The sequence below is a fragment of the Serratia bockelmannii genome (assembly GCF_051803255.1).
Classification (GTDB): domain Bacteria; phylum Pseudomonadota; class Gammaproteobacteria; order Enterobacterales; family Enterobacteriaceae; genus Serratia; species Serratia bockelmannii.
Window position 1 is genome coordinate 3,969,520 of the sequence record NZ_CP196512.1, and the last position, 25,932, is coordinate 3,995,451.

The 25,932-nt window shown below is 60.3% G+C and carries 25 protein-coding genes and 1 pseudogene; 8 read left to right on the forward strand and 18 right to left on the reverse strand.

The genetic code is table 11. From position 1 onward, the window contains the following. Nucleotides 1–139 precede the first annotated feature (139 nt). Nucleotides 140–1,599, forward strand: a pseudogene (mltF, locus tag ACSJLU_RS18915) (membrane-bound lytic murein transglycosylase MltF). Here mltF and tadA read toward each other — a convergent pair. Then, nucleotides 1,600–2,106 (reverse strand): tRNA adenosine(34) deaminase TadA, encoded by a 507-nt coding sequence (tadA, locus tag ACSJLU_RS18920; protein ID WP_033644114.1) that lies wholly within the window; start codon nt 2,104–2,106, stop codon nt 1,600–1,602. A gap of 117 nt (nt 2,107–2,223) precedes the next feature. On the opposite strand from tadA, the gene ACSJLU_RS18925 reads away from it, so the two are divergent. Then, the gene (locus ACSJLU_RS18925; protein ID WP_148123690.1) at nt 2,224–3,276 is read left to right on the forward strand and encodes a DUF2157 domain-containing protein; all 1,053 of its coding nucleotides are present in this window, start codon (nt 2,224–2,226) and stop codon (nt 3,274–3,276) included. Between the two features lie 45 nt (nt 3,277–3,321). On the opposite strand, the gene yfhb is transcribed toward ACSJLU_RS18925, so the two are convergent. From yfhb to murQ, 3 genes are read right to left on the reverse strand one after another with little or no spacing between them, the layout of a single operon-like run. Beyond that, nucleotides 3,322–3,978 carry a phosphatidylglycerophosphatase C gene (gene yfhb / locus ACSJLU_RS18930; protein ID WP_148123691.1) on the reverse strand — a complete coding sequence of 219 codons (657 nt, stop codon included), beginning with the start codon at nt 3,976–3,978 and terminating at the stop codon, nt 3,322–3,324. Nucleotides 3,979–3,981: 3 nt separating this feature from the next. Further along, nucleotides 3,982–5,349 (reverse strand): PTS transporter subunit EIIC, encoded by a 1,368-nt coding sequence (locus tag ACSJLU_RS18935; RefSeq protein WP_148123883.1) that lies wholly within the window; start codon nt 5,347–5,349, stop codon nt 3,982–3,984. An 18-nt stretch (nt 5,350–5,367) separates the two neighbouring features. Next, complete coding sequence (gene murQ / locus ACSJLU_RS18940; RefSeq protein ID WP_025303940.1) at nt 5,368–6,261, reverse strand: N-acetylmuramic acid 6-phosphate etherase; 894 nt, start codon at nt 6,259–6,261, stop codon at nt 5,368–5,370. Nucleotides 6,262–6,428: 167 nt separating this feature from the next. Between murQ and ACSJLU_RS18945 the strand changes: the two genes are divergently transcribed. From ACSJLU_RS18945 to ACSJLU_RS18955, 3 genes are all read left to right on the forward strand, one after another. Beyond that, on the forward strand, nt 6,429–7,277 hold the full coding sequence (locus ACSJLU_RS18945; RefSeq protein WP_016929788.1) for a MurR/RpiR family transcriptional regulator: 849 nt from the start codon (nt 6,429–6,431) through the stop codon (nt 7,275–7,277). Between the two features lie 143 nt (nt 7,278–7,420). Next, nucleotides 7,421–8,965, forward strand: a complete 1,545-nt coding sequence (locus ACSJLU_RS18950; protein WP_192973979.1) for a phosphoethanolamine transferase — start codon at nt 7,421–7,423, stop codon at nt 8,963–8,965. Nucleotides 8,966–9,056: 91 nt separating this feature from the next. Beyond that, on the forward strand, nt 9,057–9,317 hold the full coding sequence (locus tag ACSJLU_RS18955) for a YfhL family 4Fe-4S dicluster ferredoxin (RefSeq protein WP_025303942.1): 261 nt from the start codon (nt 9,057–9,059) through the stop codon (nt 9,315–9,317). Between the two features lie 44 nt (nt 9,318–9,361). Here ACSJLU_RS18955 and acpS read toward each other — a convergent pair whose 3' ends face one another. From acpS to lepA, 7 genes are all read right to left on the reverse strand, one after another. After that, nucleotides 9,362–9,742: a holo-ACP synthase gene (acpS, locus tag ACSJLU_RS18960; RefSeq protein ID WP_004929169.1), complete on the reverse strand. Its 381-nt coding sequence runs from the start codon at nt 9,740–9,742 to the stop codon at nt 9,362–9,364. Next, nucleotides 9,742–10,473, reverse strand: a complete 732-nt coding sequence (gene pdxJ, locus ACSJLU_RS18965) for a pyridoxine 5'-phosphate synthase (RefSeq protein ID WP_025303943.1) — start codon at nt 10,471–10,473, stop codon at nt 9,742–9,744. Before pdxJ ends, acpS begins: the two co-directional genes overlap by 1 nt. 71 nt (nt 10,474–10,544) lie before the next feature. Further along, the gene (recO, locus tag ACSJLU_RS18970) at nt 10,545–11,276 is read right to left on the reverse strand and encodes a DNA repair protein RecO (protein ID WP_004929165.1); all 732 of its coding nucleotides are present in this window, start codon (nt 11,274–11,276) and stop codon (nt 10,545–10,547) included. 6 nt (nt 11,277–11,282) lie between these two features. After that, on the reverse strand, nt 11,283–12,191 hold the full coding sequence (gene era / locus ACSJLU_RS18975) for a GTPase Era (RefSeq protein WP_025303944.1): 909 nt from the start codon (nt 12,189–12,191) through the stop codon (nt 11,283–11,285). Next, complete coding sequence (gene rnc / locus ACSJLU_RS18980; RefSeq protein WP_004929158.1) at nt 12,188–12,868, reverse strand: ribonuclease III; 681 nt, start codon at nt 12,866–12,868, stop codon at nt 12,188–12,190. The genes era and rnc overlap by 4 nt, the downstream gene beginning before the upstream one ends. A 235-nt stretch (nt 12,869–13,103) precedes the next feature. Continuing rightward, entirely contained in the window at nt 13,104–14,081 is a 978-nt protein-coding gene (lepB, locus tag ACSJLU_RS18985) for a signal peptidase I (protein WP_015378805.1), read from the reverse strand. Between the two features lie 32 nt (nt 14,082–14,113). Continuing rightward, on the reverse strand, nt 14,114–15,913 hold the full coding sequence (gene lepA / locus ACSJLU_RS18990) for a translation elongation factor 4 (RefSeq protein WP_049209569.1): 1,800 nt from the start codon (nt 15,911–15,913) through the stop codon (nt 14,114–14,116). A 519-nt stretch (nt 15,914–16,432) separates the two neighbouring features. Here lepA and ACSJLU_RS18995 point away from each other — a divergent pair. Then, the gene (locus tag ACSJLU_RS18995; protein ID WP_025303946.1) at nt 16,433–17,269 is read left to right on the forward strand and encodes a hypothetical protein; all 837 of its coding nucleotides are present in this window, start codon (nt 16,433–16,435) and stop codon (nt 17,267–17,269) included. Here ACSJLU_RS18995 and rseC read toward each other — a convergent pair. From rseC to rpoE, 4 genes are read right to left on the reverse strand one after another with little or no spacing between them, the layout of a single operon-like run. After that, nucleotides 17,266–17,742 carry a SoxR-reducing system protein RseC gene (gene rseC, locus ACSJLU_RS19000; RefSeq protein ID WP_049209570.1) on the reverse strand — a complete coding sequence of 159 codons (477 nt, stop codon included), beginning with the start codon at nt 17,740–17,742 and terminating at the stop codon, nt 17,266–17,268. The two genes, ACSJLU_RS18995 and rseC, sit on opposite strands and share 4 nt — an antisense overlap. After that, nucleotides 17,742–18,698: a sigma-E factor regulatory protein RseB gene (rseB, locus tag ACSJLU_RS19005; protein WP_025303948.1), complete on the reverse strand. Its 957-nt coding sequence runs from the start codon at nt 18,696–18,698 to the stop codon at nt 17,742–17,744. The genes rseC and rseB overlap by 1 nt, the downstream gene beginning before the upstream one ends. Beyond that, entirely contained in the window at nt 18,698–19,351 is a 654-nt protein-coding gene (gene rseA, locus ACSJLU_RS19010) for an anti-sigma-E factor RseA (RefSeq protein ID WP_016929795.1), read from the reverse strand. The genes rseB and rseA overlap by 1 nt, the downstream gene beginning before the upstream one ends. A gap of 30 nt (nt 19,352–19,381) precedes the next feature. Continuing rightward, complete coding sequence (gene rpoE / locus ACSJLU_RS19015) at nt 19,382–19,957, reverse strand: RNA polymerase sigma factor RpoE (protein ID WP_004929136.1); 576 nt, start codon at nt 19,955–19,957, stop codon at nt 19,382–19,384. Between the two features lie 214 nt (nt 19,958–20,171). On the opposite strand from rpoE, the gene nadB reads away from it, so the two are divergent. Further along, a complete protein-coding gene (gene nadB, locus ACSJLU_RS19020; protein WP_025303949.1) occupies nt 20,172–21,773 on the forward strand; it encodes an L-aspartate oxidase in 1,602 nt (533 codons plus the stop codon). 38 nt (nt 21,774–21,811) lie between these two features. Here nadB and trmN read toward each other — a convergent pair whose 3' ends face one another. Continuing rightward, a complete protein-coding gene (trmN, locus tag ACSJLU_RS19025; protein ID WP_025303950.1) occupies nt 21,812–22,591 on the reverse strand; it encodes a tRNA(1)(Val) (adenine(37)-N(6))-methyltransferase TrmN in 780 nt (259 codons plus the stop codon). A gap of 99 nt (nt 22,592–22,690) precedes the next feature. Here trmN and srmB point away from each other — a divergent pair, with 99 nt between their 5' ends. Further along, nucleotides 22,691–24,013 (forward strand): ATP-dependent RNA helicase SrmB, encoded by a 1,323-nt coding sequence (srmB, locus tag ACSJLU_RS19030; protein WP_025303951.1) that lies wholly within the window; start codon nt 22,691–22,693, stop codon nt 24,011–24,013. 52 nt (nt 24,014–24,065) lie between these two features. On the opposite strand, the gene ACSJLU_RS19035 is transcribed toward srmB, so the two are convergent. Together ACSJLU_RS19035 and ACSJLU_RS19040 are read right to left on the reverse strand one after the other, a co-directional pair. Beyond that, a complete protein-coding gene (locus ACSJLU_RS19035; protein ID WP_049209574.1) occupies nt 24,066–24,821 on the reverse strand; it encodes an ankyrin repeat domain-containing protein in 756 nt (251 codons plus the stop codon). Continuing rightward, nucleotides 24,814–25,776: a DUF2974 domain-containing protein gene (locus ACSJLU_RS19040; RefSeq protein ID WP_060434329.1), complete on the reverse strand. Its 963-nt coding sequence runs from the start codon at nt 25,774–25,776 to the stop codon at nt 24,814–24,816. The genes ACSJLU_RS19035 and ACSJLU_RS19040 overlap by 8 nt, the downstream gene beginning before the upstream one ends. Nucleotides 25,777–25,932 lie beyond the last annotated feature (156 nt).

Genomic DNA, 25,932 nt, shown 5'->3' on the forward strand with positions numbered 1-25,932 from the left:
CGACGAATTGTCATAACGTGTCAATAAAGTTGCACACTGGCGTTTTGTTGCGCAAAATGCCCCCCGCACTGGTGATTTAACCATGAGAAAAGTCGCGGTTGTCGTCGCCGGTGTACCTGTGCCACCACTGGATAACTATTTGAAACGTCTTAAAATAAACTACATCCTCATCGGCGTTGTCACCCTGCTTCTGGCTCTCGCGCTGTGGCCCAATATTACCTGGCGCAGCGGCCAGGGCGGGCAACTCCAGGAGATCATCTCCCGCGGCGAGTTGCGTATCAGCACGCTGAATTCACCGCTGACCTATTTCAACACCAAGCAAGGGCCGGGTGGGCTCGACTACGAACTGGCCAAGCGCTTCGCCAACTACCTCGGGGTGAAGCTGGTGGTGATCCCCCATCAGAATATCAATGACCTGTTCGACGATCTGGACGACGACGACGCCGACCTGCTGGCGGCGGGCCTTATCTACAACCAGGAACGCCTCAGCCGCGCACGCACTGGCCCGGCCTACTACTCTGTTTCCCAACAGCTGGTGTACCGACTGGGCACCCCGCGGCCGAAAAGCTTCGCCGACATCAAAGGCAAGCTGGCGGTCGCCTCCGGTTCCGCGCACGTCAGCACGCTAAAACAGCTCAAGCAGGATAAATACCCGGATCTCACCTGGGAGTCCTCCAGCGATCTCACCTCCAAAGAGCTGCTGGAGCGGGTTGCCGACGGCAAGCTGGACTACACCCTCGGCGATTCGGTGACCATCGCGCTGCTGCAGCGCATCCATCCGCAGCTGGCGGTGGCGTTCGACGTCACCGACGAAGAGCCGGTCACCTGGTATCTCAAACGTGACGGCGACGACAGCCTGTACGCAGCGATGCTGGATTTCTACAGTCAAATGGTGGACGACGGCACCCTGGCGCGGCTGGAGGAGAAATACCTCGGCCACGTCGGCAGCTTCGACTATGTGGACACCAAAACCTTCCTGTCGGCCATCGACTCGGTGCTGCCCAACTTCCGCCCGCTGTTCGAGAAGCACGCCAACGAGATCGACTGGAAGCTGCTGGCGGCCATCGCCTATCAGGAATCGCACTGGAATCCGCAGGCCACCTCCCCCACCGGCGTGCGTGGCCTGATGATGCTGACCCGCGCCACCGCCGACGGCCTGGGGGTCAACGACCGCCTCGATCCGGAAGAGAGCATTCAGGGCGGCGCGCTCTACCTGCAGCGACTGATGGCCAAGGTGCCGGACAGCGTGCCGGAAGACGAGCGCATCTGGTTCTCGCTGGCGGCCTACAACATGGGCTGGGGCCATATGCTGGACGCACGCAAGCTGACCAAAACGCAAAAAGGCAATCCGGACAGCTGGGTCGACGTCAAACAGCGCCTGCCGATGCTCAGCCAAAAGCGCTACTACCCGCAGCTGACCTACGGCTATGCGCGCGGGCGTGAAGCCTACAACTATGTAGAGAACATCCGCCGCTACCAGGTCAGCCTGGTAGGTTATCTGCAGGAAAAGAGAGAAAGGCGGCGCAAGCGGCCGCCGAGCAGGAAGCGTTGGGGAAAGGCTATCCGACGGTGATGCCGGAACTGGCGCTCAACTACTGATTATTCCGGCTTATCCGCCGCCCGCTGCGCCAGCTTGAGCGCTTTTTTCTGTTCGCGGCGCAGGCGGAAGAAATTGCTCAGGGTGGCGGCGCATTCGTCCGCCAGCACGCCCGAGACGATCTCCACCTGATGGTTCATGCCCGGATGGCGCAAAATGTCCACCAGCGAACCGGCAGCGCCGGTTTTCTCGTCGGCGGCGCCATACACCAACCGGCGGATACGGCTGTGCACCATCGCACCGGCGCACATCACGCAGGGCTCCAGCGTGACGTACAGCGTGGCGTTCAACAAGCGGTAGTTTTGCAGCACCGCGCCGCCCTGGCGCAGCGCCATGATCTCGGCGTGCGCGGTTGGATCGTGTCGGCCGATCGGGCGGTTCCAGCCCTCGCCGATGACCTGATTGTCCAGCACCAGTAGCGCACCCACCGGCACCTCGCCCTCTTCCTGCGCGCGCAGGGCCAGCTGCAATGCCTGACGCATCCAGTACTCATCGTTATATTCAGTCATCGCATAATTCCTCGTGCGCTTTTGCGGCGGGCATTATACACACTAGCCTCCCTTTGTCGTAGCCGCCCGCCAATGGCTATACTGGCCGAATCAGCGTGTGATTCAGGGACAAGAAACATGAAACTCAGTAAAAAGAACGCCGTCGTGGTGCGCAAGGCGCTGGACGGCTGGGTTGGGGAAGGCGCCTTGACACCCGAGCAACGGCAGCAGTTGCTGCTGCATGTGGACGTACAACCTTTCGACTGGCGACGGCTGGCGCGCTATGCGTTTCTCGCCGCGCTGGCCTCGTTGCTGATCGCCGTCACCAGCCTGTTCGCCGACAGCGCACTGCTTGAATGGCTGAGCGAACTGTTCCGCTTCGACGCGCCGGTGCGCATGGCGATCGCCGGCGTACTGGCGGCGCTGGCCTACGTCTGGGCGCTGCGCCGCCGCCAACAGCACCCGGAAAAACGCTACGGCAATGAGGCGGCGCTGTTTGTCGCCGTGTTGCTCACCGCCTGCGCCTTATGGCAGTTGGGGGTCTGGCTGGATAACGGCAGCGGCCGGGTTTCCGTACTGCTGCTGGTCGCCGCGCTGCTGTACGGCGCGATCGGCTGGTTCAGCCGCTCCGGGCTGGTGTGGTGGTTCGCCCTGCTGTCGCTCGGCAATGCCTTCGGCGCCGAAACCGGCTACCTGTCCGGCTGGGGCGCCTACTGGCTCGGCATGAGCTACCCGATTCGCTTTATCGCCTTCGGCGCGGTGCTGATCGCCGCCGCATTGCTGCTGCGGCCGCTGTTGGCGCAGCGCGGCCTGCAGCGGGTGTCGCTGGCGATGGGCCTGCTGTACCTGTTCATCGCGCTGTGGCTGCTATCCATCTTTGGCAACTACGGCGATCTCGACAGCTGGTACCGCGCGCGCCAGATTGAGCTGTTCCACTGGAGCCTGCTGTTCGGGCTGGCCGCCCTCGCCGCCATCTGGCTGGGGTTGAAGCATGACGACGCCATGCTGCGCGGCTTTGGATTGACCTTCCTCGGCATCAACCTGTATACCCGCCTGTTCGAGTTTTTCTGGGACAGCATGCCGAAGGCGATTTTCTTCGCGCTGCTCGGCCTGAGCCTGTGGGCGTTGGGGCATTATGCGGAGAAGATTTGGCAACTGGGGCGCAAACCGCACGACGTAACCGACGACTGATCGCGGTAGCGATAACAACAAAGGGCGGAATTCTCCGCCCTTTGTTTATTCCAGCTGCTGCAGCTCGCCCTGCTTGCTTACCCGCCAGCGGTGTTCGCAAAAAAACAGCAGCGGGTTATCCTGCTTGCTGTCGCTGTAACCGCTGTACAGCTTCAGCGGCGCACCGAGCCGTTGCTCCAGCTGCACCACTTTTTGTACGCCCAGACAGCGCAAGGTCAGCACCCAGCCGCCATAGCGGCGCGCGATGCGGCTGCCGACCAATCGCACCCGCGGCAGAAACGCCGAATCCCGATAGACCTGCGCCACCAGTTGCTCCGGCGAGCCGGTAATCAGCCACACCTCGGCATCGTGCTCATCCAAATACTGCCGCAAGCGCATTTGCACCACCGGAAACGCGGTCACCTTCTGGCGGAAAGCCTCGATAAACTGCCGCTCCAACGCCTTCAGCGTCGCTTCGGAGCGCCCGAAGGTGATCGCCCACAGCAACAGGCTCATCGGCCAGCGCGCGGCGCGCCCCAGCAGCAACAGCGCCAGGCCAATCAATGGCAACAGCGGTATCACCAGCAGCAGATTCAGCGGTAAACAGCGCAGCAGGAAGCGCAAGAAACTGCCGAACATATCCTCCTGATGCAGAGTGCCGTCCAGATCGAAAAAGACCACGCGGCGCCCTTCTGCGGCCGATGGTTGCTGCTTGTCGCTCAAACGCTACTCCTCGGGATCGTTGAACCCCATCATCCAGGTGAAGAGAAAACCGGCGATAATCGTAATCAGCATCCCCGCCAGATACAACATCACCTTACCTGAGACGATGGTCAACGCCAAAGGCAGCCCCGAAATGCCGAAGGTAATCACCGTCGCCACCTTCCAGTAGCTGATGAGCGCACCGCCGACCGCCCCGCCGAGGCAGGCGCCGATAAACGGCCGCCCCAGCGGCAGCGTCACCCCGAAGATCAGCGGCTCGCCGATGCCGAGAATGCCGACCGGCAACGCCCCTTTGATCACCTTCTTCAGCCGCGCATTGCGGGTTTTCAACAGCACCGCCAGCGCCGCCCCCACCTGACCGACGCCGGCCATCGCCAGGATCGGCAGCAGCGGGTTGGAACCGTGCGCCTGCACCAGCTCGACGTGGATCGGCACCAGCCCCTGATGCAGGCCGGAGAGCACCAGCGGCAGGAACAGCCCCGAGAGCAGCGCCCCGACAAGCAGCCCGCCCTTGTCGATCGCCAGATTGGCGCCGTGGGCGATGGCATCGGAAATAACCCCCCCGACCGGCTGCAGGATCAGGATCGCCAACGAGGCGGTGACCAGCGTGGTCAGCAGTGGGTTAAGGATCAGTTCGACCGACTCCGGCAACAGCGTACGCAGGCGTTTCTCCACCCAGCACATCAACGCCACCACCAGCAGCACGGCGATCACCCCGCCGCGCCCCGGCTGCAGCGCCTCGCCGAACAACGTGATCTGCGCCAGCGCAGGGCTGGAGAGGATCCCGGCCATCACGCCGCCCATCGCCTGTGAGCCGCCGAACACCCGCGCGGCGTTCACCCCAACCAGAATGTTCATGATGGCGAATACCGCGCTGCCGAATATCGCCAGCAGCCCCAGCACGTTCGGGTAGTCCACGGCCAGCTGACCGGCGATGTCGGGCCGTTTCAGCAGGTTGATGATGCCGGTGATCAGCCCCGAGGCGATAAACGCCGGGATCAGCGGAATAAAAACGTCGGCCAGCTTTTTCAGCGCGCCGCTCATCGGCGCAGCGTATTTTTGCTTGACCTGCGCCTTGGTGCGGGCGGCGTCACCGACGGCGGCAGCGGGCTGTGCATTGCCGCTCAACAGCCCGCGCATGGCGTCCACCACCTTGGCGGCGGCGCCCGGGCCGACGATAAACTGATGCTGCTCACCCTGTTTGATATAGCCCTTCACGCCGGGCAACTGCTTGAGGGCGGCCAGATCCAGACGCTGCTCGTCGCTGACCTCGATGCGCACCCGCGTCATGCAGTTCTCCAGTTTGAGGATATTGCCCTCGCCCCCCACGCCCGCCAAGATCTGTGTCGCCAATGCCGTTGTCTTGTCCATCGCCACCCCCACCGTCAATTAACGCACCAACGCCGCGCGCAGGTAGCCGTCGTGCCGCTGCAGCCGCTGCTGCGCCTCTTCGGCGCTGACGCCGGCCAAGATCATCAGGATCGCCGGTTTAACCTCAAAACCGGTCTGCGCCAGCGCCGCCTCCGCCTGAGCGCGTTCAGCGCCGGTGGCCTCCACCACGATGCGGCAGGCGCGATCCACCAGTTTGACGTTGGTGGCCTTCACGTCCACCATCAGGTTCTGGTAGACCTTACCCAGCTTGACCATCGCGCCGGTCGACAGCATGTTGAGCACCAGTTTCTGCGCGGTGCCGGATTTCAGGCGCGTCGAACCGGTCAGCGCCTCTGGCCCCACCACCGGCGAAATCGCCACCTGCGCTTCGTGCGCAATCGGCGAATCCGGGTTGCAGGAGATGGCCGCCGTCGGGCAGCCCAGCCCGCGCGCATAGCGCAGGGCGCCGATCACGTAGGGCGTGCGCCCCGAGGCCGCCAACCCCACCACCATATCGACGGCGGTGAGGTTCAGCGCCCGGAGATCGGCTTCGCCCAGGGCCTCGTCGTCTTCCGCCCCCTCCACCGCTTTGAGCAGCGCGCCCGGCCCGCCGGCGATCAGCCCCACCACCACGCCGTGCGGCACGCCGAAGGTCGGCGGGCACTCGGAGGCATCCAATACGCCCAGGCGGCCGCTGGTGCCGGCGCCCAAATAAATCAGCCGGCCGCCGGCCTTCAGCGCCGCCGCAGCCAAATCGACCGCCTGCGCAATCGCCGGCAGCACCTTTTCAATCGCCTCCGGCACCTTGCGGTCTTCCTGGTTAAAGCAGCGGACCATGTCCAACGTCGACATCTCATCCAGCCCCATGGTGGCCGGGTTGCGGGTTTCCGATACCAGTGCGCCTAAGTTCATCTGTTCACCTTTGAATTTTTAATTCACAAAATTAAATCAATATTTGAATATTTTATTCAACAAAGCGAGCGCTATTTGCTATTTTAACGGTGAGCTCACAAAAATTTTCACCGCGCGTTTTCGCCCTCTGCATGGCAAAATGGCCGCTGGTTTCCAGGGAAAGAACAATGAGTACCCTTCTGCGCATTCGCCAGATGTATCCGACACTGGCGCAAAACGACCGCAAGCTGGCGGACTTTCTGCTGAATAACGCCGAGCAGGCGCGCCATCTCAGCTCGCAAAAGCTGGCCCAGCTGGCCGGCATCAGCCAGTCGAGCGTGGTCAAGTTCGCCCAAAAACTGGGCTATAAAGGTTTCCCGGCGCTGAAGCTGGCGCTGAGCGAGACGCTGGCCCAGCCGCAGGCAGAACCGGTAGTGACCGTCCACAACCACATCCTCAGCAGCGACACGCTGAAAACCGTCGGTGAAAAGCTGCTGGCGGAAAAGCAGGCGGCGCTGCGCGCGACGCTGGACATCAACAGCGAAGAGCGGCTGCATCAGGCGCTGGACATGCTGCGCCAGGCGCGCCGGGTGATGCTGATCGGCATCGGCGCCTCCGGGCTGGTGGCCAAGGATTTTTCCTTCAAGCTGCTGAAAATCGGCGTGATGGCGGTGGCCGAAGCGGACATGCACGTCCAGCTGGCGGCGGTGCAGGCGCTGGACAAACGCGATCTGCTGCTGGCCATCTCCTTCAGCGGCGAACGGCGTGAAATCAATCTGGCGGCGGAAGAGGCGCGCCAGGCCGGCGCCAGAGTGCTGGCGCTGACCAGCTTCTCGCCCAATGGTCTGCAGCAGCGCGCGGACCACTGCCTCTATACCATCGCCGAAGAGCCCCATACCCGCAGCGCGGCCATCTCCTCCAGCACCGCCCAGTTCGCCCTCACCGACCTGCTGTTTATGGCATTGATCCAGCACGATCTCGATCATGCCCGCGATCGCATCAAGCACAGCGAACAGTTAATGAAAAAGTTGGTTTGACGCGTATAATGGCGGCCGATAAAACGCCGCCAGTTCAATTATTTCCCTTCTCTGCATTCGAAAAATAATGTGCGGGCGGTGACCTGCTCAATTATTGATCAATAATTGAGCGTGCATGGACAGCATTATTTAACGATACCATTATGAATACACACACTGTTATTTTAGATAAGTTGCGGCATTCCGTGACGCATCCGATTCTGCGTACCTTTTTGCTCTATATCATTACTGCATTGATTCTAATCAAGGCGATGGGATACAGCGGTGGAAAAGGTATTGATATTCTTTTTATTGCGCTTACTTTGCTATTATTATCTATTCATTCGCTTACCCGATACGGCCTGATTATTCCGTTTATTCTGCTGTGCACGCTGTATGCGCCGGTCGGGGCCATTTACGGTACCCCTTCCGCTGCCGTGATGTCCGCCCTGTTGCAAACCAACCTCATAGAAGCGAGGGAGTTTTTGCAGACCCTGCCGGCCAGTTGTTATCTGCTGCCCGCCGCCATTCTGGTTATGCTGGCCATTCTCGGCCTATTTATTTGGCGGCAAGCCATTTCAAAAAAAACTATACTTCCCTTGCTAGCCCTGCTGATGGTTATCATTATCGCCAGAGCCTTCAATGGCGGTGTGGCGAATCTTAAATTGCCTGACTTCTTTTTATCCCTCTACTCGGCTTACCATCAATACCAACAGCAGGTTGACGAATTAAGTGCCGGTGCTACAACACCGGATACTTGGTCAATAACCGCAGGCGCACCGACGAATGAAAACTATGTCATTATCGTCGGCGAAAGTATGCGCAAGGATCATATGTCCTTATTTGGTTATCCGGTGTCCACTACGCCGTTTCTGGATAATGCCAATGGACGATTTTACAGCAATTATATTTCCACTGCGCCAAATACGTTCGAATCGCTTCCCCGCACGCTGGCTTTGAGCAACGGCCACAACATTGCCATCGGAGATAATATCATCACCCTGGCAAAAGCCGCCGGTCTCAAAACCCACTGGCTGTCCAATCAGGGCATGTTCGGACAATTCGATACGCCGGTATCAAAAATCGCCATGTTCAGCGATAGCCATTATTTCCTGAAGAAAGGCGACTTCCAATCGCGCAATACCGATGACGATGCGCTGCTGCCGATATTTGACCCATTATTGCGTCGCCAGGGACAAGGCAATCTGTATGTGCTGCATCTGATGGGCTCGCACGCCGACTTTTGCGAGCGGCTTAACGGCGAACCGCCGAGCGTCGAGTCGCCGAATAAGGAGCTGGCCTGCTATCTCTCTACCTACCGCAAGACCGACCGTTTTATCGAGCAGGTTTATCACAGCCTGAAACAGAGCGGCGCACCGTTTAAACTGTTCTATTTCTCCGATCACGGCCTTTCCCACAAGGATATCGGCGGTGGGCGTTCTTTACGCCACAGCGGCGATACCCGGCAGAATTACCAGGTGCCGTTGCTGGTGCTGAGCGATCGCGACCAACAGCACCAGATCATTGATGACCCCTTAAGCGCGTTCGATTTTATCGGGTTGTTTGCCCAAGAGGCGGGAATACGGATTGCCCATCCCGAAGTGATGCCTACGATACGTATCGCAGATGCAGATAAACGCTGGGTGTTTGACGGGCAGAGAATGGTTGATTTCGATCAGTTGGCTGACGATCCGCCTGAGTTACCCTAAGCGGTAAGATGACGAAAAAGTGCCCGTTGCGCGGCGATTCTATGATAGATTGCGCGCCAGCCCGAGCACACCGATGGAAAGATAACTGACAATGGCACTGCTGATTACCAAGAAATGCATCAACTGCGATATGTGCGAGCCGGAATGCCCGAACCAGGCAATTTCGATGGGCGATGAAATTTATCAGATAGATACCGACCGCTGCACCGAGTGCGTCGGCCATTACGATACGCCGACCTGTCAGCAGGTCTGCCCGATCGACAACACCATCATTACCGATCCGCAGCACCGCGAGAGCAACGAACAGCTGTGGGACAAGTTCGTGGTGTTGCACCACGCCGATCGCATTTAATCGCCGCAGGACTGACAAGGGCGCCATAGGCGCCCTTTCTCTTTTCAGCTTTCGACGATCACCGTCGCGCAGGCATAACGCCGCTCGTCGGCCAGCGAAACGTGGATCGCGGTGACCCCCATCTCCCCCGCCAGCTCGGCGGCGCGGCCGTGCAAACGAATATTCGGCTTGCCCAGCGCATCGTTGAACACTTCGAACTGATTGAACGCCAGGCCGTTGCGAATGCCGGTACCGAACGCCTTGGCAGCGGCCTCTTTCACGGCGAAACGTTTGGCCAGAAAGCGAATCGGCTGCTGGTGCTGCTGATACAGCGCCCACTCGGCGTCGCTCAGCACGCGGCGCGCCAGACGATCGCCGCTGCGCTCCACCACCGCCTCGATACGCGCCATCTCGACGATGTCGGTACCCAGCCCGAGCACCGCCATTACCGGCGCGCTTCCCGCATCAGCACTTTCATGTCGGCAACCGCGGCCGGCAACCCGCTCATCACCGCCTGGCCGATAATCGCATGGCCGATGTTCAGCTCGTGCATTTCCGGCAGCGCGGCGATCGGCTGCACGTTGTGATAGGTCAGGCCGTGGCCGGCGTTGACCTTCAGCCCCTTCTCGGCCGCGTAGGCGGCGGCTACCGCGATGCGGCGCAGCTCGGCCTGTACCGCCAGCTCGCCCTGCGCTTCGGCGTAGGCACCGGTGTGGATTTCGATATACGGGGCGCCCACCGCCACCGCCGCGTCGATTTGGCGATGATCGGGATCGATGAACAGCGAGACCAAAATGCCCGCCTGCGCCAGGCGCTCAACCGCCACGCTCATTTTGTCCAGCTGACCGGCGACGTCCAGGCCGCCTTCGGTGGTCACTTCTTCGCGTTTTTCCGGCACCAGGCAGCAGAAATGCGGCTTCAGCTCAATGGCGATATCCAGCATCTCGTCGGTCACCGCCATCTCCAGATTCATGCGCGTCTGGATGGTCTGGCGCAGCAAGCGCACGTCGCGGTCGGTGATGTGGCGGCGGTCTTCGCGCAGATGCACGGTAATGCCGTCGGCCCCCGCCTGTTCGGCAATGAATGCCGCCTGAACCGGATCCGGGTATTGGGTTCCGCGCGCGTTACGTAACGTGGCGATGTGATCGATATTGACGCCCAGCAGCAAATCAGCCATGACAACCTCTAAATACGATTTTCAGTGTCAGCAGTTTACACGCGGGCGCAGGGCGGCAAAAGGGGAAAAGGTCAGGCGTCGTCGACCGGCGTATTCGGCTGTTTGCGCACAAACTGGCGGAACAGTTCGCGGCTCTTCAACGGTTTGCCGCCGAGGTAGGGTTTCAGCGCCATGCGGGTGAAACGCTTGGCGGCGCGCAGCGTTTCGGCATCGGGAAACTGACGCTCCGCCAGCGCGCGCAGTTCGCGCCCGGTGAAGCTGTAGTGATCCACCACCAGGCTGGCGATAAAGCCCTTCTCTTCGCGGTAGCGGTAGGTCATGGCATCATCCACCGGCAGGCCGCTGCCGGCGCAGTGCAGGAAATCTAGGCCGTAACCCAGGTGGTGCAACAAGGCCAGCTCGAACTGACGCAGCGCCTGTTCCGGCGAACTGTCTTCCGCCGCCAGCGCCTGCAGGCATTGCAGGTAGTCGAAGAACAGCACCGAGTAGTTGGTTTCCTGCTCCAGCACGCGCGCCAGCAGCTCGTTCACATACAGGCCGCTGTAGAGCATCATGCCGCTGAGGGGTAAACCAAGGGAGACCGCTTCGGCGTTGCGCAGCGTTTTCACTTCGCCACGCCCGCCCCAGCGCACTAACAGGGGGGTAAAGGGCTGCAGGCAACCCTTCAGATTGGAGCGGCGGCTGCGCGCGCCTTTCGCCAGCAAGCGCACCCGCCCATGACCTTCGGTAAACAGATCCAGCATCAGACTGGTTTCACTGTACGGCCGCCCATGCAGGACGAAAGCGCGCTCCCAGCCGTCCACGGGTCGTTACTTCAGATCGTCAACATAGCCCAGGCTGCGCAGCGCACGTTCGTCGTCCGCCCAACCGGATTTCACTTTCACCCACAGCTCCAGATGCACTTTGGCGTCGAACATCTTTTCCATGTCCTGGCGCGCTTCGATGCCGATGGTTTTGATCTTGGCGCCTTTATTGCCGATGACCATTTTCTTCTGGCCTTCGCGCTCGACCAGGATCAGGCCGTGCACATCGTAACCGCCGCGATCGTTGGCCACGAACTGTTCAATTTCTACCGTCACCGAATAGGGCAGCTCTTCGCCCAGGAAACGCATCAGCTTCTCACGGATGATCTCGGACGCCATAAAGCGCTGGGAGCGATCGGTGATGTAGTCTTCCGGGAAGTGGTGTTCCGCTTCCGGCAGCAGCTTGCGCACGATGCCGGCGATGGTGTCGACGTTCATCCCTTTCTCGGCGGAGATAGGCACCACGTCGAGGAAATTCATCTGCTGGCTGAGGAAGGCGATGTGCGGCAACAGCTTGGATTTGTCAGTGACGTTATCGACCTTGTTGATCGCCAGCAATACCGGGCAGCGCAGGCTGCGCAGCTTGTTGACCACCATTTCGTCGTCGGCGGTCCAGTTGGTGCCTTCGACCACGAAAATCACCAGTTCGACGTCGCCGATCGAGCTGCTGGCCGCGCGGTTCATCAAACGGTTGATGGCGCGTTTTTCTTCGATGTGCAGCCCAGGGGTATCGACGTAGATCGCCTGATAGGCGCCATCGGTGTCGATGCCCATGATGCGGTGACGGGTCGTCTGCGGCTTACGCGACGTAATGGAAACCTTCTGCCCCAGCAGTTGGTTCAGCAACGTCGATTTGCCCACGTTCGGGCGGCCGACGATGGCGATAAAACCGCAGTGTTGTTTTACTTCACTCATTCAAGCTCCAGCTTTTTCAGCGCTTGTTCCGCTGCCGCCTGCTCGGCTTTACGGCGGCTTGAGCCGGTGCCCACCACGGGCTCGCTCAAACCACTCACCTGGCAGTGGATGGTAAACTCTTGGTCGTGCGCTTCACCGCGAACCTGCACCACCAAATAAGAAGGCAACGGCAGATGACGCCCCTGCAAAAATTCCTGCAAACGGGTTTTCGGGTCTTTCTGCTTATCACCGGGGCTGATTTCGTCCAACCGGCTGCGATACCAGTCCAAAATCAGGCGCTCGACGGTCTGGATGTCGCTGTCCAGGAACACGCCGCCGATCAATGCCTCCACCGTATCCGCCAGGATTGACTCGCGGCGGAACCCACCACTTTTCAATTCGCCCGGCCCAAGCCGCAGACATTCGCCCAGGTCAAACTCGCGTGCCATCTCCGCCAGCGTATTGCCGCGCACCAGCGTGGCGCGCATGCGGCTCATGTCGCCCTCGTCTACGCGAGGAAAGCGATGATAGAGCGCATTGGCGATGACAAAGCTCAGAATCGAGTCACCCAGAAACTCAAGACGTTCATTGTGTTTACTGCTGGCGCTGCGGTGAGTCAAAGCCTGCAGTAAAAGCTCCTGCTGTTGAAAAGTGTAGCCCAGCTTCCGCTGCAGCCTGTTTATTACGATGGGGTTCATGAGTTACCAATAGATCAAGAATGCGTCAAAAACTTGCAGCATACGGAACAGGCCTGCTTCGCCGAAAGCCGATCCAAAGCTGTTTCGTTTGCAGTGGCTCCCAGCAGGGGCCAACTTTTTATCGCTCGAGAAAGTATTCTACAACGAGTGGAAACATAATGCTGTGTTTATATCCCCTTAATCCTTCACGCCGCAGTAGGCTGCGGCGTGAAATTAACAGGGAATCAGTCAGCGATTAATGAATACCGCCGATCCGGCTGAAACGCACGCCGGTAGGCCACTCACCTTCCTGTTTTTCAAAGCTCATCCAGATGGCCGTGGCTTTACCCACCAGATTCTTCTCCGGCACAAAGCCCCAGTAACGGCTGTCCGCGCTGTTATCGCGGTTGTCGCCCATCATGAAGTAATGCCCGGCCGGCACCACCCACTCCGCCAGCGGTTTACCCGGCTGTTGGTAGTAAGCGCCCACCCGATCCTGCGCGTCCGGCACGGTCAGGATGCGATGCGTGACGTTGCCGAGGCTTTCCTGGCGCTCACGCATGCGAATACCGCCCGACGGCACGTTATCGTTCAGCGGGATCTGATAGAAGCCGTTGCTGGCCTCGCCCATGCCGCTGCGGCTGAACAGCTGTACGAAGTCGCTCGGCTGCGCATCGGCGTAGGTCACGGCCAGCGCGGTATCGCAGGACTGCCCGCTGTTGCAGGACGGCTGCACCGTGACGCGCTTATTCACCGGATCGTAAGTAATACGGTCGCCCGGCAGGCCAATCACGCGCTTGATATAATCCAGCTTCGGATCCAGCGGATATTTAAATACCGCAATATCGCCACGCTTCGGATGGCCGGTTTCAATGAGCGTAGTCTGGGTAATCGGATCTTTAATGCCGTAGGCATATTTCTCCACCAGAATGAAATCGCCAATCAACAGCGTCGGCATCATTGATCCGGACGGGATCTGGAACGGTTCGTAAATAAACGAGCGCACCACAAAGACCAGCAGCAACACCGGGAAGACCGATGCCCCGGTCTCTACCCAGCCTGGCTGCTTCGCCACTTTCGCCAGCGTTTTATCGTCTACTGCGCCCGCGGTCTGCTCGTTGACCGCCGCAATCTTCGCGCGGCGGGCCGGCGCCCATTTAAAGCGCTCGAAGCACCAGATGATCCCAGTGACCAGGGTGGCCAACGCCAGGATCAGGGCAAACATATTCGCCATGCAAACTCCCTCGTTTCGCGAACTCGTCGCGGTTACTTGCCGTCTTTACCGACGTGCAGAATGGCCAGGAACGCTTCCTGCGGCAGCTCGACGTTGCCGACCTGCTTCATGCGCTTCTTACCGTCTTTCTGTTTCTGCAGCAGCTTTTTCTTACGGCTGACGTCACCGCCGTAGCATTTCGCCAGCACGTTTTTACGCAGCTGCTTCACGGTGGAGCGCGCGATGATGTGCGTGCCGATCGCCGCCTGAATCGCAATGTCGAACTGCTGACGCGGGATCAACTCTTTCATCTTCTCCACCAGTTCACGGCCGCGGTACTGCGAGTTGTCGCGGTGGGTGATCAGCGCCAGCGCATCCACGCGCTCGTTGTTGATCAGCACGTCCACGCGCACCATGTCGGAGGCCTGGAAACGCTTGAAGTTGTAATCCAGCGACGCATAACCGCGCGACGTGGACTTCAGGCGGTCGAAGAAGTCGAGCACCACTTCCGCCATCGGGATTTCATAGGTCAACGCCACTTGGTTGCCGTGGTAAACCATGTTGGTCTGCACGCCGCGTTTCTCAACGCACAGGGTGATGACGTTGCCCAGGTATTCCTGCGGCATCAGCATGTGACATTCGGCGATCGGCTCGCGCAGTTCCTGGATGTTGTTCAGCGGCGGCAGCTTGGACGGGCTGTCGACGTAGATCACTTCTTTGCCGGTGGTTTCCACTTCGTAGACTACCGTCGGCGCGGTGGTGATCAGATCCAGATCGTATTCACGCTCCAGACGTTCCTGAATGATCTCCATGTGCAGCAGACCGAGGAAGCCGCAGCGGAAGCCGAAGCCCAACGCGGTGGAGCTTTCCGGCTCGTAGAACAGGGACGCGTCGTTAAGGCTCAGCTTGCCCAACGCATCACGGAAAGATTCATAGTCGTCGGAGCTGATTGGGAACAGACCGGCGTACACCTGCGGCTTCACTTTCTTGAAGCCCGGCAGCGCTTTTTCCGCCGGCTGACGCGCCTGCGTCAGGGTATCGCCCACCGGCGCGCCGAGGATGTCTTTGATCGCACAGACCAGCCAGCCCACTTCGCCGCAGTTCAGCACGTCGCGATCGACCTGCTTCGGCGTGAAGATGCCCAAACGATCGGCGTTATACACCTGGCCGGTGCTCATGACCTTGATCTTGTCGCCCTTGCGCAGCGTGCCGTTCTTGACGCGCACCAGAGACACGACGCCCAGGTAGTTATCGAACCAGGAGTCGATGATCAACGCCTGCAGCGGCGCATCCGGATCGCCCTGCGGCGCAGGAATGTCGCGCACCAGACGCTCCAGTACCTCAGGCACACCGACGCCGGTTTTGGCCGAGCAGCGCACCGCATCGGTAGCGTCGATGCCGACGATGTCTTCAATTTCCTGCGCGGCGCGATCCGGATCGGCGGCCGGCAGGTCGATTTTGTTCAACACCGGCACCACTTCCAGATCCATTTCGATCGCGGTGTAGCAGTTGGCCAGCGTCTGGGCTTCTACGCCCTGACCGGCGTCCACCACCAGCAGCGCGCCTTCGCAGGCCGCCAGCGAGCGGGAGACTTCATAGGAGAAGTCAACGTGGCCAGGGGTGTCGATAAAGTTAAGCTGATAGGTCTGCCCATCCAGCGCTTTATAATCCAGCGTTACGCTCTGCGCCTTGATGGTGATGCCGCGCTCGCGCTCCAGATCCATGGAATCGAGCACCTGCGCAGCCATTTCACGGTCGGACAAGCCACCGCAGATTTGGATAATGCGGTCAGACAGCGTCGACTTACCGTGGTCAATATGGGCAATAATGGAGAAATTTCGTATATGCTTCATTATAAAAGTTTTTCTGCCTTGGTATTTCTGAATTACTCGCCTATAGAAACCCGCATGGACCTAAAGCGACAGTGAATGGGTGAGGCCGTCTTGCACCTGAATCGCTGCATTCTACATGCCACACCACTGAAAACCTAGCGATCGGTGCAGTGAAGGCATTCTATTATGCGCCGCTAAATGTTACAGGTCGCCCCGGCGGGTGAAAACAGATGTTAACGCGGACGATACAGCCTGAACCCGAGGCTTGCCGGTGCTCCGTGGCCATCAAACCCCGGTGCTAATACATAACCGGCCGCAGCGCAATAAACCCCTTCTGAAATTATCGAAAAAGAATATTTGGATCAACCTCTTAGAATTCGATTTTGCCCCACATCCTTTAGGAAAAACCCCATATACGCCACCACCTCGCCTCGGATAGAAAGGACATGAACTCCGCGACAAAACATTATTCAGGGCACAACATCGGCAGCCCACCGGGGTTCACCAGCATATCTGCGTACGTTGATTGGAAGGTGCATTATGATCGATAAAGGGCAAATGCTGAGCCGGCACGATTTTTCGAAGGTCAACTGGGGCATTCTGGCAGCGGCGGCGCTGCTGTTTAGCGTGGGGGCGGCGCTGTTGGTGCTGCCGCTGCTGAGCAGCATTGACGAGAGCGAGGTCATCACGCTGTTGCAGGCCGGCGCGGGCACGATTTTACTCGGCTGTACGCTGCTGGCGCTGCGGCATTATCTGCGCCCAACGCTGACCTATCGCCTGTACGAGCACGGCGTGCGGGTCTTTGACGACCACCATCACAAAGAGCGTTTCATCCCGTTTGAGAAGATCGGTGATATCTATCGCTTTCGCGGCGGCAAGGCTTTTGGCGGGCTGTTTGACGTCACGGCGTTTCGCACCGGCGCAGATCAGCCCTGGTGCACGGTTTTCAGCAATATCGCCCATTCGTGGCGATTGGCGGACGTGATCGTCGACCAACAGCTGCAACAGCGCGGGCCGCTGGCGTTGAATGCGCTCTATCAAGGGGAGACGGTGTCGTTTCACACCGTTGAGGGCGACGCGCGCTGGCTGTGGCAGCTGCTGCTCGGCAAGCGGCAAGGCACGCCGACCGAAACGCTGCGGCTGAGCGCCACCTTGCTGACGACTGAACGGGGAAACGTGCCGATCGAGCAGATCCGCACCTTGGAAAACCATCCGCAGCGCGGCATCCGCTTGCTCGACGGCCAGGGAAATCTGCTGTTCGCGATTAACTACGATTCGCTGCTCAGCGCCGATCTGTTCATCGCGCTGTTGGAGCATATGATCCACAACCGCATCACCGCCTATCACAACCCGGCGATGACGCGACCGTCGGTTTAAATCAGCGGGGAGTTTTCCGCCTGCATGCGCATCGCGGTAGGCGGCAACCCAATCTGCAGCACCACCGGCTGGTAGTCGGCCTGCTCGCCCAAATGCCGGGCCAACCGGCGCGCCAGCATAAAGGCCGCCCCGCCGCCCAGTACGGCGCCGACTGCCGCCGAGGCGTCGCTGCCGAAACAATATTGCAACAACGTGCCGCCCAGCATCATGCCCAGCAGCGGCGTCAGGTAAACCAGCATGGCGGAGCGCAGCAGGCTGCCTTCCGCGATGCCGACCTCGACGCGCTGCCCCGGTTCGAGCGGCTGATCGATATGCACCTGCAGCTGATGCTCGGTTTCCGGCACCAGCTCGTTCAGCGCACGCGCGCCACAGCCGGAGCGCGCGGTGCAGCTGCCGCAGCCGGCCTTGGGTTCACAGCGCAGCAGCGCTACGCCCTGTTGCCACGAAACCACCGTGGCCCACTCTTTCATCATTACGGCGATACCTTGAAAGAAATGCTGTCGGCGATGCGCTTGGCCGTCGCCGGCGGCAATTCGCCCACAATCGTGATTTCGTTGCCCGCGCGCACTTCGGTCTGAATGGTGCGGCGCCCCTGACGGTAGTACTGCTGCCCGGCTCCGCTGCCCGCCGGGCTGACGTTGACCGAGAAGCTGAACAGGCCGTCGCTGTAGAGCCGGGATTCAACCGGCACGGCGACATTCGGCAATTTGCGGCGATTGCGCGCCACCTCGTCCACGCCGGCCGGCAACCAGCCGGTGCTCCAGCTCAGCTGGACGTTTTCCACCGCCGGCAGCGACAGCAGCGGCGGCAGGTTGGCTTTGAGCAGCCCCTGCATCGCGCCCTGCACGTCGGCGCCGACCGCGAAGGAGATCACCCGATATTGCTCCAGCGTTTCGCCGTCGCGATCGAGCAAATCCACCCGCAGCGGCAGCTTGGTGTCTTCGTCCATCCAGACGATGTAACTGTAGCGGGAACCGTCGCGCGCCACTACGCGCAGCACTTCACACGGCCGATCGGCGATGCGGGTGCTGCCCACGGAGATGAAGTCGTAATACTTGGCCAGACGAGTGAAATCGGCATAGACGATCGCCGGCAGCGCATCGACGATGTGATCGCCGGTGAGCGTGAACGGTTCCAGACCGGGTTCGAAGTAGCTGATCCCGCCGCCGCGCTGCAACACTTCGCGACGCGGGCCATCCATATGCAGCAGCTGGCCGAGCGGCACGTTGCCGATCACCGCATGGCGATAGCGCAACGACTCGATTCCCTGCTTGCTGATGCTGATGTAGGCGAGCTCGTAATTGAGAGAACGGCTGGCGCTGCTCATCTGTTGCAATAACGCCCCGGACGCAGTTGGCTGCGCCGGGGCGATGCTGGAATAGAGCAGGCTGCCCGTCAATAAACAAACGGAGAACCAGATTTGCTTCATTACTGCTGTTGCATTCCTAAAGACTGAGTTCCGGGAACCTGAATGGCAGCCTGTTGTGGGTTGCCTTGCTCAAGCTGCAGCTGATCCGAATGCAGGCGACGTTGCAGCTCATAGTCCTGCAGCATGGCGTTGATACGCTTACGCTGTTCCTGCACCTGCTGCTGTTGACCGCTGCCGGTAGAGAAACTGTCGGCAGGCACGCCCAGGCTGACCGGCGAGGCCTGGCCCATGATCGGCAGCGTGGTGAAGGCCGGCGATTCGGACGCGTTCGATGGCGCAGAAGGCTGGTTGTACTGCTGCACGCCGACGATCACCGCCAAAGACACGCAGGCCGCCATACCGATTTGCGTAATCTGGCTCGCCCAAGGACGCACTTTGTCCCAGAACGGCATTTTCTGCCAGGTGTGAGGCTGCGGCTGAGATTCCTGAACGGCGGAAGGTACCAGCCGGGCGGGTTCTTTCTCAAGTGCAGCGGCTACGCGATCGGCGATGTCGAGATGCATCACTTGTCCGACATCACCTCGCAGTGTGTCACGTATCAGGTGATAGCTCTGCCAGCTTTGTTGAAGCGTTCGATCTTGCGACAGAGAACTCAACAGCTCGCTGTCGAACGATTCACCATCCATCAGAGCGGAAAGCTTTTCTTTCTGCATGCCTAAGTACCCTTCCTGTGCCCGCCATTGCTAACGCTGGATCAGCGGTTGAACTTTATTATCGATAGCTTCCCGGGCGCGGAAAATACGCGAACGTACGGTTCCGACCGGGCAATCCATGATGGCGGCTATCTCTTCGTAGCTTAGACCATCCAACTCCCGCAAGGTAATCGCCATGCGAAGATCCTCAGGGAGAGACTCAATGGTACGGAAAACTATCTGTCTCAGCTCTTCTGACAACATTAAGTTCTCAGGGTTCGAAATTTCTTTCAGTGCGCCCGCACTTTCGTAATTTTCCGCATCGTTGGCGTCCACATCACTGGATGGCGGACGGCGCCCCTGAGCAACCAGATAATTCTTTGCCGTGTTCACGGCGATTCGATACAACCAGGTATAAAAAGCGCTGTCGCCACGGAACGATTCCAGTGCGCGATAGGCCTTGATAAACGACTCCTGCACCACATCGGGCACATCGCCCTGCGGCACATAGCGGGAAACGAGACTCGCCACCTTATGCTGATAGCGCACTACCAGTAGGTTAAACGACTTCTGATCGCCCTTTTGGACCCGCTCGACCAGAACTTGATCCGTTAACTGCTCGCTCATCCGAGGTAAACTCTCCCCAAATCCGTCTCCACGCGTAAAATTGTACTGCCAGCCATACATTATTTTCCTGAGCAAGCACTCGCTTGGAGTTCATATAGAACACGAAGTTCCATATCGCCATTGTTTTTTCTGTTGATGTCACCCTATCCGTGGCTTTTGCCCGGACAGTTAGGCTAACATGAAATTCACTCTTCTTCTGCACACATCATACGTTATGCAACCATCATCTGAACATGTTAGCGATGTCCTGATCGTCGGCAGCGGCGCTGCGGGCCTGTCACTGGCGCTGCGCCTGGCGCAGCATTGTAAGGTTACCGTTCTCAGCAAGGGGCCGCTCAGCGAGGGGGCCACCTTTTACGCCCAGGGCGGGATCGCCGCGGTGTTCGATGAGACGGACAGCATTGCCTCACACGTTGATGACACTTTGATTGCCGGTGCCGGCCTGTGTGACAAAGAGGCCGTCGAATTCATCGCCGGCAACGCGCGCCACTGCGTGCAGTGGCTGATCGATCAGGGCGTGCTGTTCGACACCGAGATCAACGCGCAGGGCGAGGCGCATTATCACCTCACGCGCGAAGGCGGCCACAGCCATCGCCGCATCCTGCACGCCGCGGACGCGACCGGTAAGGAAGTAGAGACCACGCTGGTGGGGAAAGCAAGCGCTCACCCCAATATTTGCGTGATGGAGCGCCGCAACGCGGTTGACCTTATCACCTCGAATAAAATCGGCCTGCCGGGCACCCGCCGAGTCGTGGGCGCTTACGTCTGGAACCGCGAGCTGGAGCAGGTGGAAACCTACCGCGCCAAAACGGTGGTGTTGGCGACAGGCGGCGCGGCCAAGGTGTACCAATACACCACCAACCCCGATATCTCCTCCGGCGACGGCATCGCCATGGCCTGGCGCGCCGGCTGCCGGGTCGCCAACCTGGAGTTCAACCAGTTCCACCCGACCTGCCTGTTCCACCCGCAGGCGCGCAACTTCCTGCTGACCGAAGCGCTGCGCGGCGAAGGGGCTTACCTGAAGCGCCCGGACGGCAGCCGCTTTATGCCGGATGTCGACCCACGCGGCGAACTGGCCCCGCGCGATATCGTCGCCCGCGCCATCGACCATGAAATGAAGCGCCTGGGCGCCGACTGCATGTACCTGGACATCAGCCACAAGCCGGCGGAGTTCATCACCCAGCACTTCCCAATGATCCACGAAAAGCTGCTGACGCTGGGCTTCGATCTGACTCGGCAACCGATCCCCATCGTCCCGGCGGCGCACTACACCTGCGGCGGCGTGATGGTCGATCAGCACGGCCGCACCGATCTCGACGGGCTGTACGCCATCGGCGAAGTCAGCTACACCGGCCTGCACGGTGCCAACCGCATGGCGTCGAACTCGCTGTTGGAATGCCTAGTTTACGGTTGGTCGGCGGCGGAAGACATTCTGCAGCGCCTGCCGTTCATCCAGCAGGCCAAACAGGTGCCGCACTGGGATGAAAGCCGGGTGGACGATGCGGACGAACGGGTGGTGATTCAGCACAACTGGCACGAGCTGCGGCTGTTCATGTGGGATTACGTCGGCATCGTGCGCACCACCAAGCGGCTGGAGCGCGCCCTGCGCCGCATCAACACGCTGCAGGCGGAAATCGACGAGTACTACGCGCACTTCCGCATCTCCAACAACCTGCTGGAGCTGCGCAATCTGGTGCAGGTGGCCGAGCTTATCGTGCGCAGCGCCATGGCGCGCAAAGAGAGCCGCGGCCTGCACTACACGCTGGACTACCCGGATTTGCTGCCGGAAGCGCTGCCGACCATTTTGCAGCCTTAAACTCTGCGACAGGGCGCCTTATCGGCGCCCTTTTCTTTTCAGTAGAACAGGTAGAAGTCGGTGATCAATCGGCGGAAATCGTCGGTGTAGCTGCCATCGGCCTGTTTGATCGCCAGCGCCTGCGCCTGCAGCGGCGTTTCGCGCCGTGTCAGCGCCAGCAACACCCGGTGCAGCGGCGTATCGGCCCGGTCGCTGACGTTCACTTTCACCGCCGTATGCCAGCCGCTTTGCAGCGCCAGGCGTTCGAATTCGGCGCCAACGTCGTGCGGCAGCACCACGCAGAACGTCCCCTGTTCCGCCAGCAGCTGCGCCGCGCAGGCCAACAGCGCGCCGTGCGTCAGGGTTTCGGTGTAGCGCGCGTTGTGGCGCGCCTGGTCGCGGCAGGCCACCGCCGGCTCGAAATACGGCGGATTACTGACGATCAGATCATACTCAGCGGCATGCCGCTGCGCATAATGATGAATATCCTGCGCATGCACGCGGATGCGCTGTGGCCACGGCGATTCCGCCGCGTTTTCGCGCGCCTGGCCGGCGGCGGCTTCATCCAGTTCCACCGCGTCGATGGTCACTTCGTCGCCGCTGCGCTGCGCCAGCATCAACGCGATCAGCCCGCTGCCGCAGCCGATGTCCAGCACCCGGCGCGCCTGCCCCAGCGGTGCCCAGGCGCCGAGCAGCACCCCGTCGGTGCCCACTTTCATGGCGCAACGATCGTGGGCGACAAAGAATTGTTTAAAGGTAAAACCCCCGCGGCGCGGGGTAAAATCGGCTTTCGATCGCTTGCTCACACTCACCACCTGGCTATAAAACTGGCGTAGCATAAGGCAATCTGATCGGCGGGAAAAGAGCGGCTTTCCGCTTAAATAGGTGAAGATCGCGGCCAACCCGTCTATAATCGGCGCCCCAAGTAGAGGTAGACCATGACAGCAACCACTTTTTCCGAACTCGAACTCGATGATCGCCTGATCGACGCGCTGCGCGACAAAGGCTACGATCGCCCCACCGCCATTCAGGCCGCAGCGATCCCGCCGGCGATGGACGGGCGCGACGTCTTAGGTTCGGCTCCGACCGGCACCGGCAAAACCGCCGCCTTCCTGCTGCCTGTGTTGCAGCACCTGCTGGACTTTCCACGCAAAAAATCCGGCCCGCCGCGCGTGCTGATCCTGACGCCAACGCGTGAACTGGCGATGCAGGTCGCCGACCAGGCGCGTGAATTGGCTGCTCATACCTCGCTGGATATCGCCACCATCACCGGCGGCGTCGCTTACATGAACCACGCGGAAGTGTTCAGCGAAAACCAGGACGTGGTGGTCGCCACCACCGGCCGCTTGCTGCAATACATTAAAGAAGAGAACTTCGACTGCCGCGCGGTGGAAACCCTGATCCTCGACGAAGCCGACCGCATGCTCGACATGGGCTTCGCGCAGGACATCGAAACCATCTCCGCCGAAACCCGCTGGCGCAACCAAACGCTGCTGTTCTCCGCCACGCTGGAAGGCGAAGCGATCCGCGAATTCGCCGAGCGCATCCTGAAAGAGCCGGTGGAAGTGGAGGCCGATCCGTCGCGCCGCGAACGCAAAAAGATCCTGCAGTGGTACTACCGCGCCGATGACGTGCAGCACAAAACCGCGCTGCTAATCCACCTGCTGCAGCAGCCAGACGTGCAGAAATCGGTGATCTTCGTGCGCAAGCGCGAGCGCGTGCATGAGCTGGCCACCTGGCTGCGCGAAGCGGGCATCAACACCTGCTATCTCGAAGGCGAAATGGTGCAGGCCAAACGCAACGAAGCAGTCAAACGCATGATGGATGGCCGGGTTAACGTGCTGGTCGCCACCGACGTGGCCGCACGTGGCCTGGATATCCTCGATATCACCCACGTGTTCAACTTCGACATGCCGCGCACGGCGGATACCTACCTGCACCGCATCGGGCGTACCGGCCGCGCCGGGCGCAAAGGCACCGCCATTTCGCTGGTGGAAGCGCACGACCATCTGCTGCTGGGCAAAGTGGGCCGTTACCTGAACGAGCCGCTGAAAGCGCGCGTGATCGACGAACTGCGGCCGAAAACCAAGGTGCCGAACGAGAAGAGCAACGGTAAACCGTCGAAGAAAGTGCTGGCCAAGCGCGCGGAAGATAAAGCGAAGAACAAAGAGAAGGCCAAGGTGAAAGTGCGCCATCGCGACGCCAAAAACGTCGGCAAACGCCGTCAGGCGAAGGCCAAACCGGCCGGCGACGCGGAATAACCACCGCTGCCTAAGAAAAAACCGCCTGTACAGGCGGTTTTTTTATGGGCGTTTACTGCTGCGCGTAGTGCGTGGCCAGACGGTGCCCCTGCAGCCATTTATCCAGTTCGCGGAACTGCGCCTTCAGCTCGTCATTCTGCAAATGCGCCGGCGTTTGCGAGAAGTAAAACTGGAACACGACGCCCTGCTGGTTGCGTGCCCGGGCATCGGCCCCGGCCTGCAACAGCAGCAGCGCCAGGTGCGGCGCGTTAATCTTCGCCGCCAGATGCAGCGGAGTATCCCCCAGCCGATCGCTCAAGGTGGTGTCCGCTCCGGCCGCCAGCAACAGCCGCAGTTGCTCTTCGCGCCCGGCCAGCACCGCCGCCGCAAGCGGCGTGGCGCCGGTAACGGCATTACGCACGTTCACCTGTGCCCCTTCGGCCAGTAACAGCCGCAGGTACTGCGCATCTTGCAACATCGCCGCGGTGTGCAACGCGCTGTTGCCGTCCAGCCCCGCTGCCGCCGGGTCTGCCCCGAGCGCCAGCAACGCCTGCACGCTACCCGGCTGCTGCGAAAGCACCGCCCACTGCAACAGCGTGACCTGCCGATCGCCCCGTTCGCGCAAGCGATCCTGCGTGGCCTGCGCACGGATACCCTGCGTATCGCCACGCGCCACCGCCTGAGCCAGCGCCAGATTGCTGCGGCCGTCAAACGGCGAAATCTCCTGCCCCATCTGTTGCTCCTTAGCCATCATCAGTAAACCGGTCACCGCGACCAGCGCCAGTAAGGCTATCGCCAGCGCCCGCCGCAAGCGACGCCCTTCAGGCATTGGCCTTCGCCTCCCACGGCTTTTGTTCCGCCATCGAGCTTATCACCTTGTCGATGCCGTGCGCCGTCAGGCTGCGATCCAGATGCTTGCTCGGCCGCCAGTCATCGATGCCGGTCAGGGTATCGTTGTTGGCCAAGGTGATGTTATGGCCGATGGCGTCCGGGATCAGCGAAGTCGACTCCTGGGTGCTGGTCAGCATGTCATATTGCTCGCTGTAGCGGCGAATGCCGCCGGCTTCGGCATCTTTCTTCGCCGCCGCCGGATCGATACCCAGGCGATTCAGGGTGTAATCCGAAACCCCAGCCGCGTTGAAGGTGACCGCGACGGTACCGGTCGCCAGCGCAGCCGTGGCCGCCAGGCCACCGCCAAGCGAATGACCGGCGATCACCAGCGCATCGCCAAAGGCCGCCTTGGCGCTTTTGGCAGCGGCAACCGCCTGATTGTACTGCACATCGTCATAGCCCGTCGCCTGCCGCACGTTGCTCAGCCAGTCGCGCCAGTCGTTGGTGCCGGCGAACGCCAACACATACTGCTTGTCGTTGCTGTAAACCCCGGCCTGGAAACCGCTGCCCGCGTCGTGCAGGCTGGCGGGATCGATGCCAAAACCGAGCAGCGCGCTGTCGCTCAGGCGGTTGAACCCGGCAGCGCCCTGGCCGTTCAGTGAATAAACATCCTTGGCCAACAGCGCCAACGCATAATCACCTTCCTGCGATTGTTGCCCCCGTGTCACACTCGGCGCTGCCGCCGCCGTCGGGGCCGCCGCGGAGATATCGCCGACCAGCGTATTCAACAGGTTCTGCGCATTGAGCGTGTTCTGCGAAGGGGTGGCCACCGGCGCTGGATTTGCCGGCGCTGCCGCAGGCTGCGCCGCCGTCGCCGTCTCGGCAGCGGCGCGAGGTGTAGGGATCGCGGCCACCGGGGATACTGCAGAGGTAAAACTTAAAGGCATACTCATGCCGACTCCTTGTCGATAGACTTTTTATTGAGCACCTGAATAGGTGCTGATTTAGCTATCGGCAGGTCGGATGAGTTCTGTATTAGAAATGCTTATCTTTGTACAGAATGTGATCCGCGTTCGGTTTTCGGCCACCAAACGCAGAAAAGGGAGCCG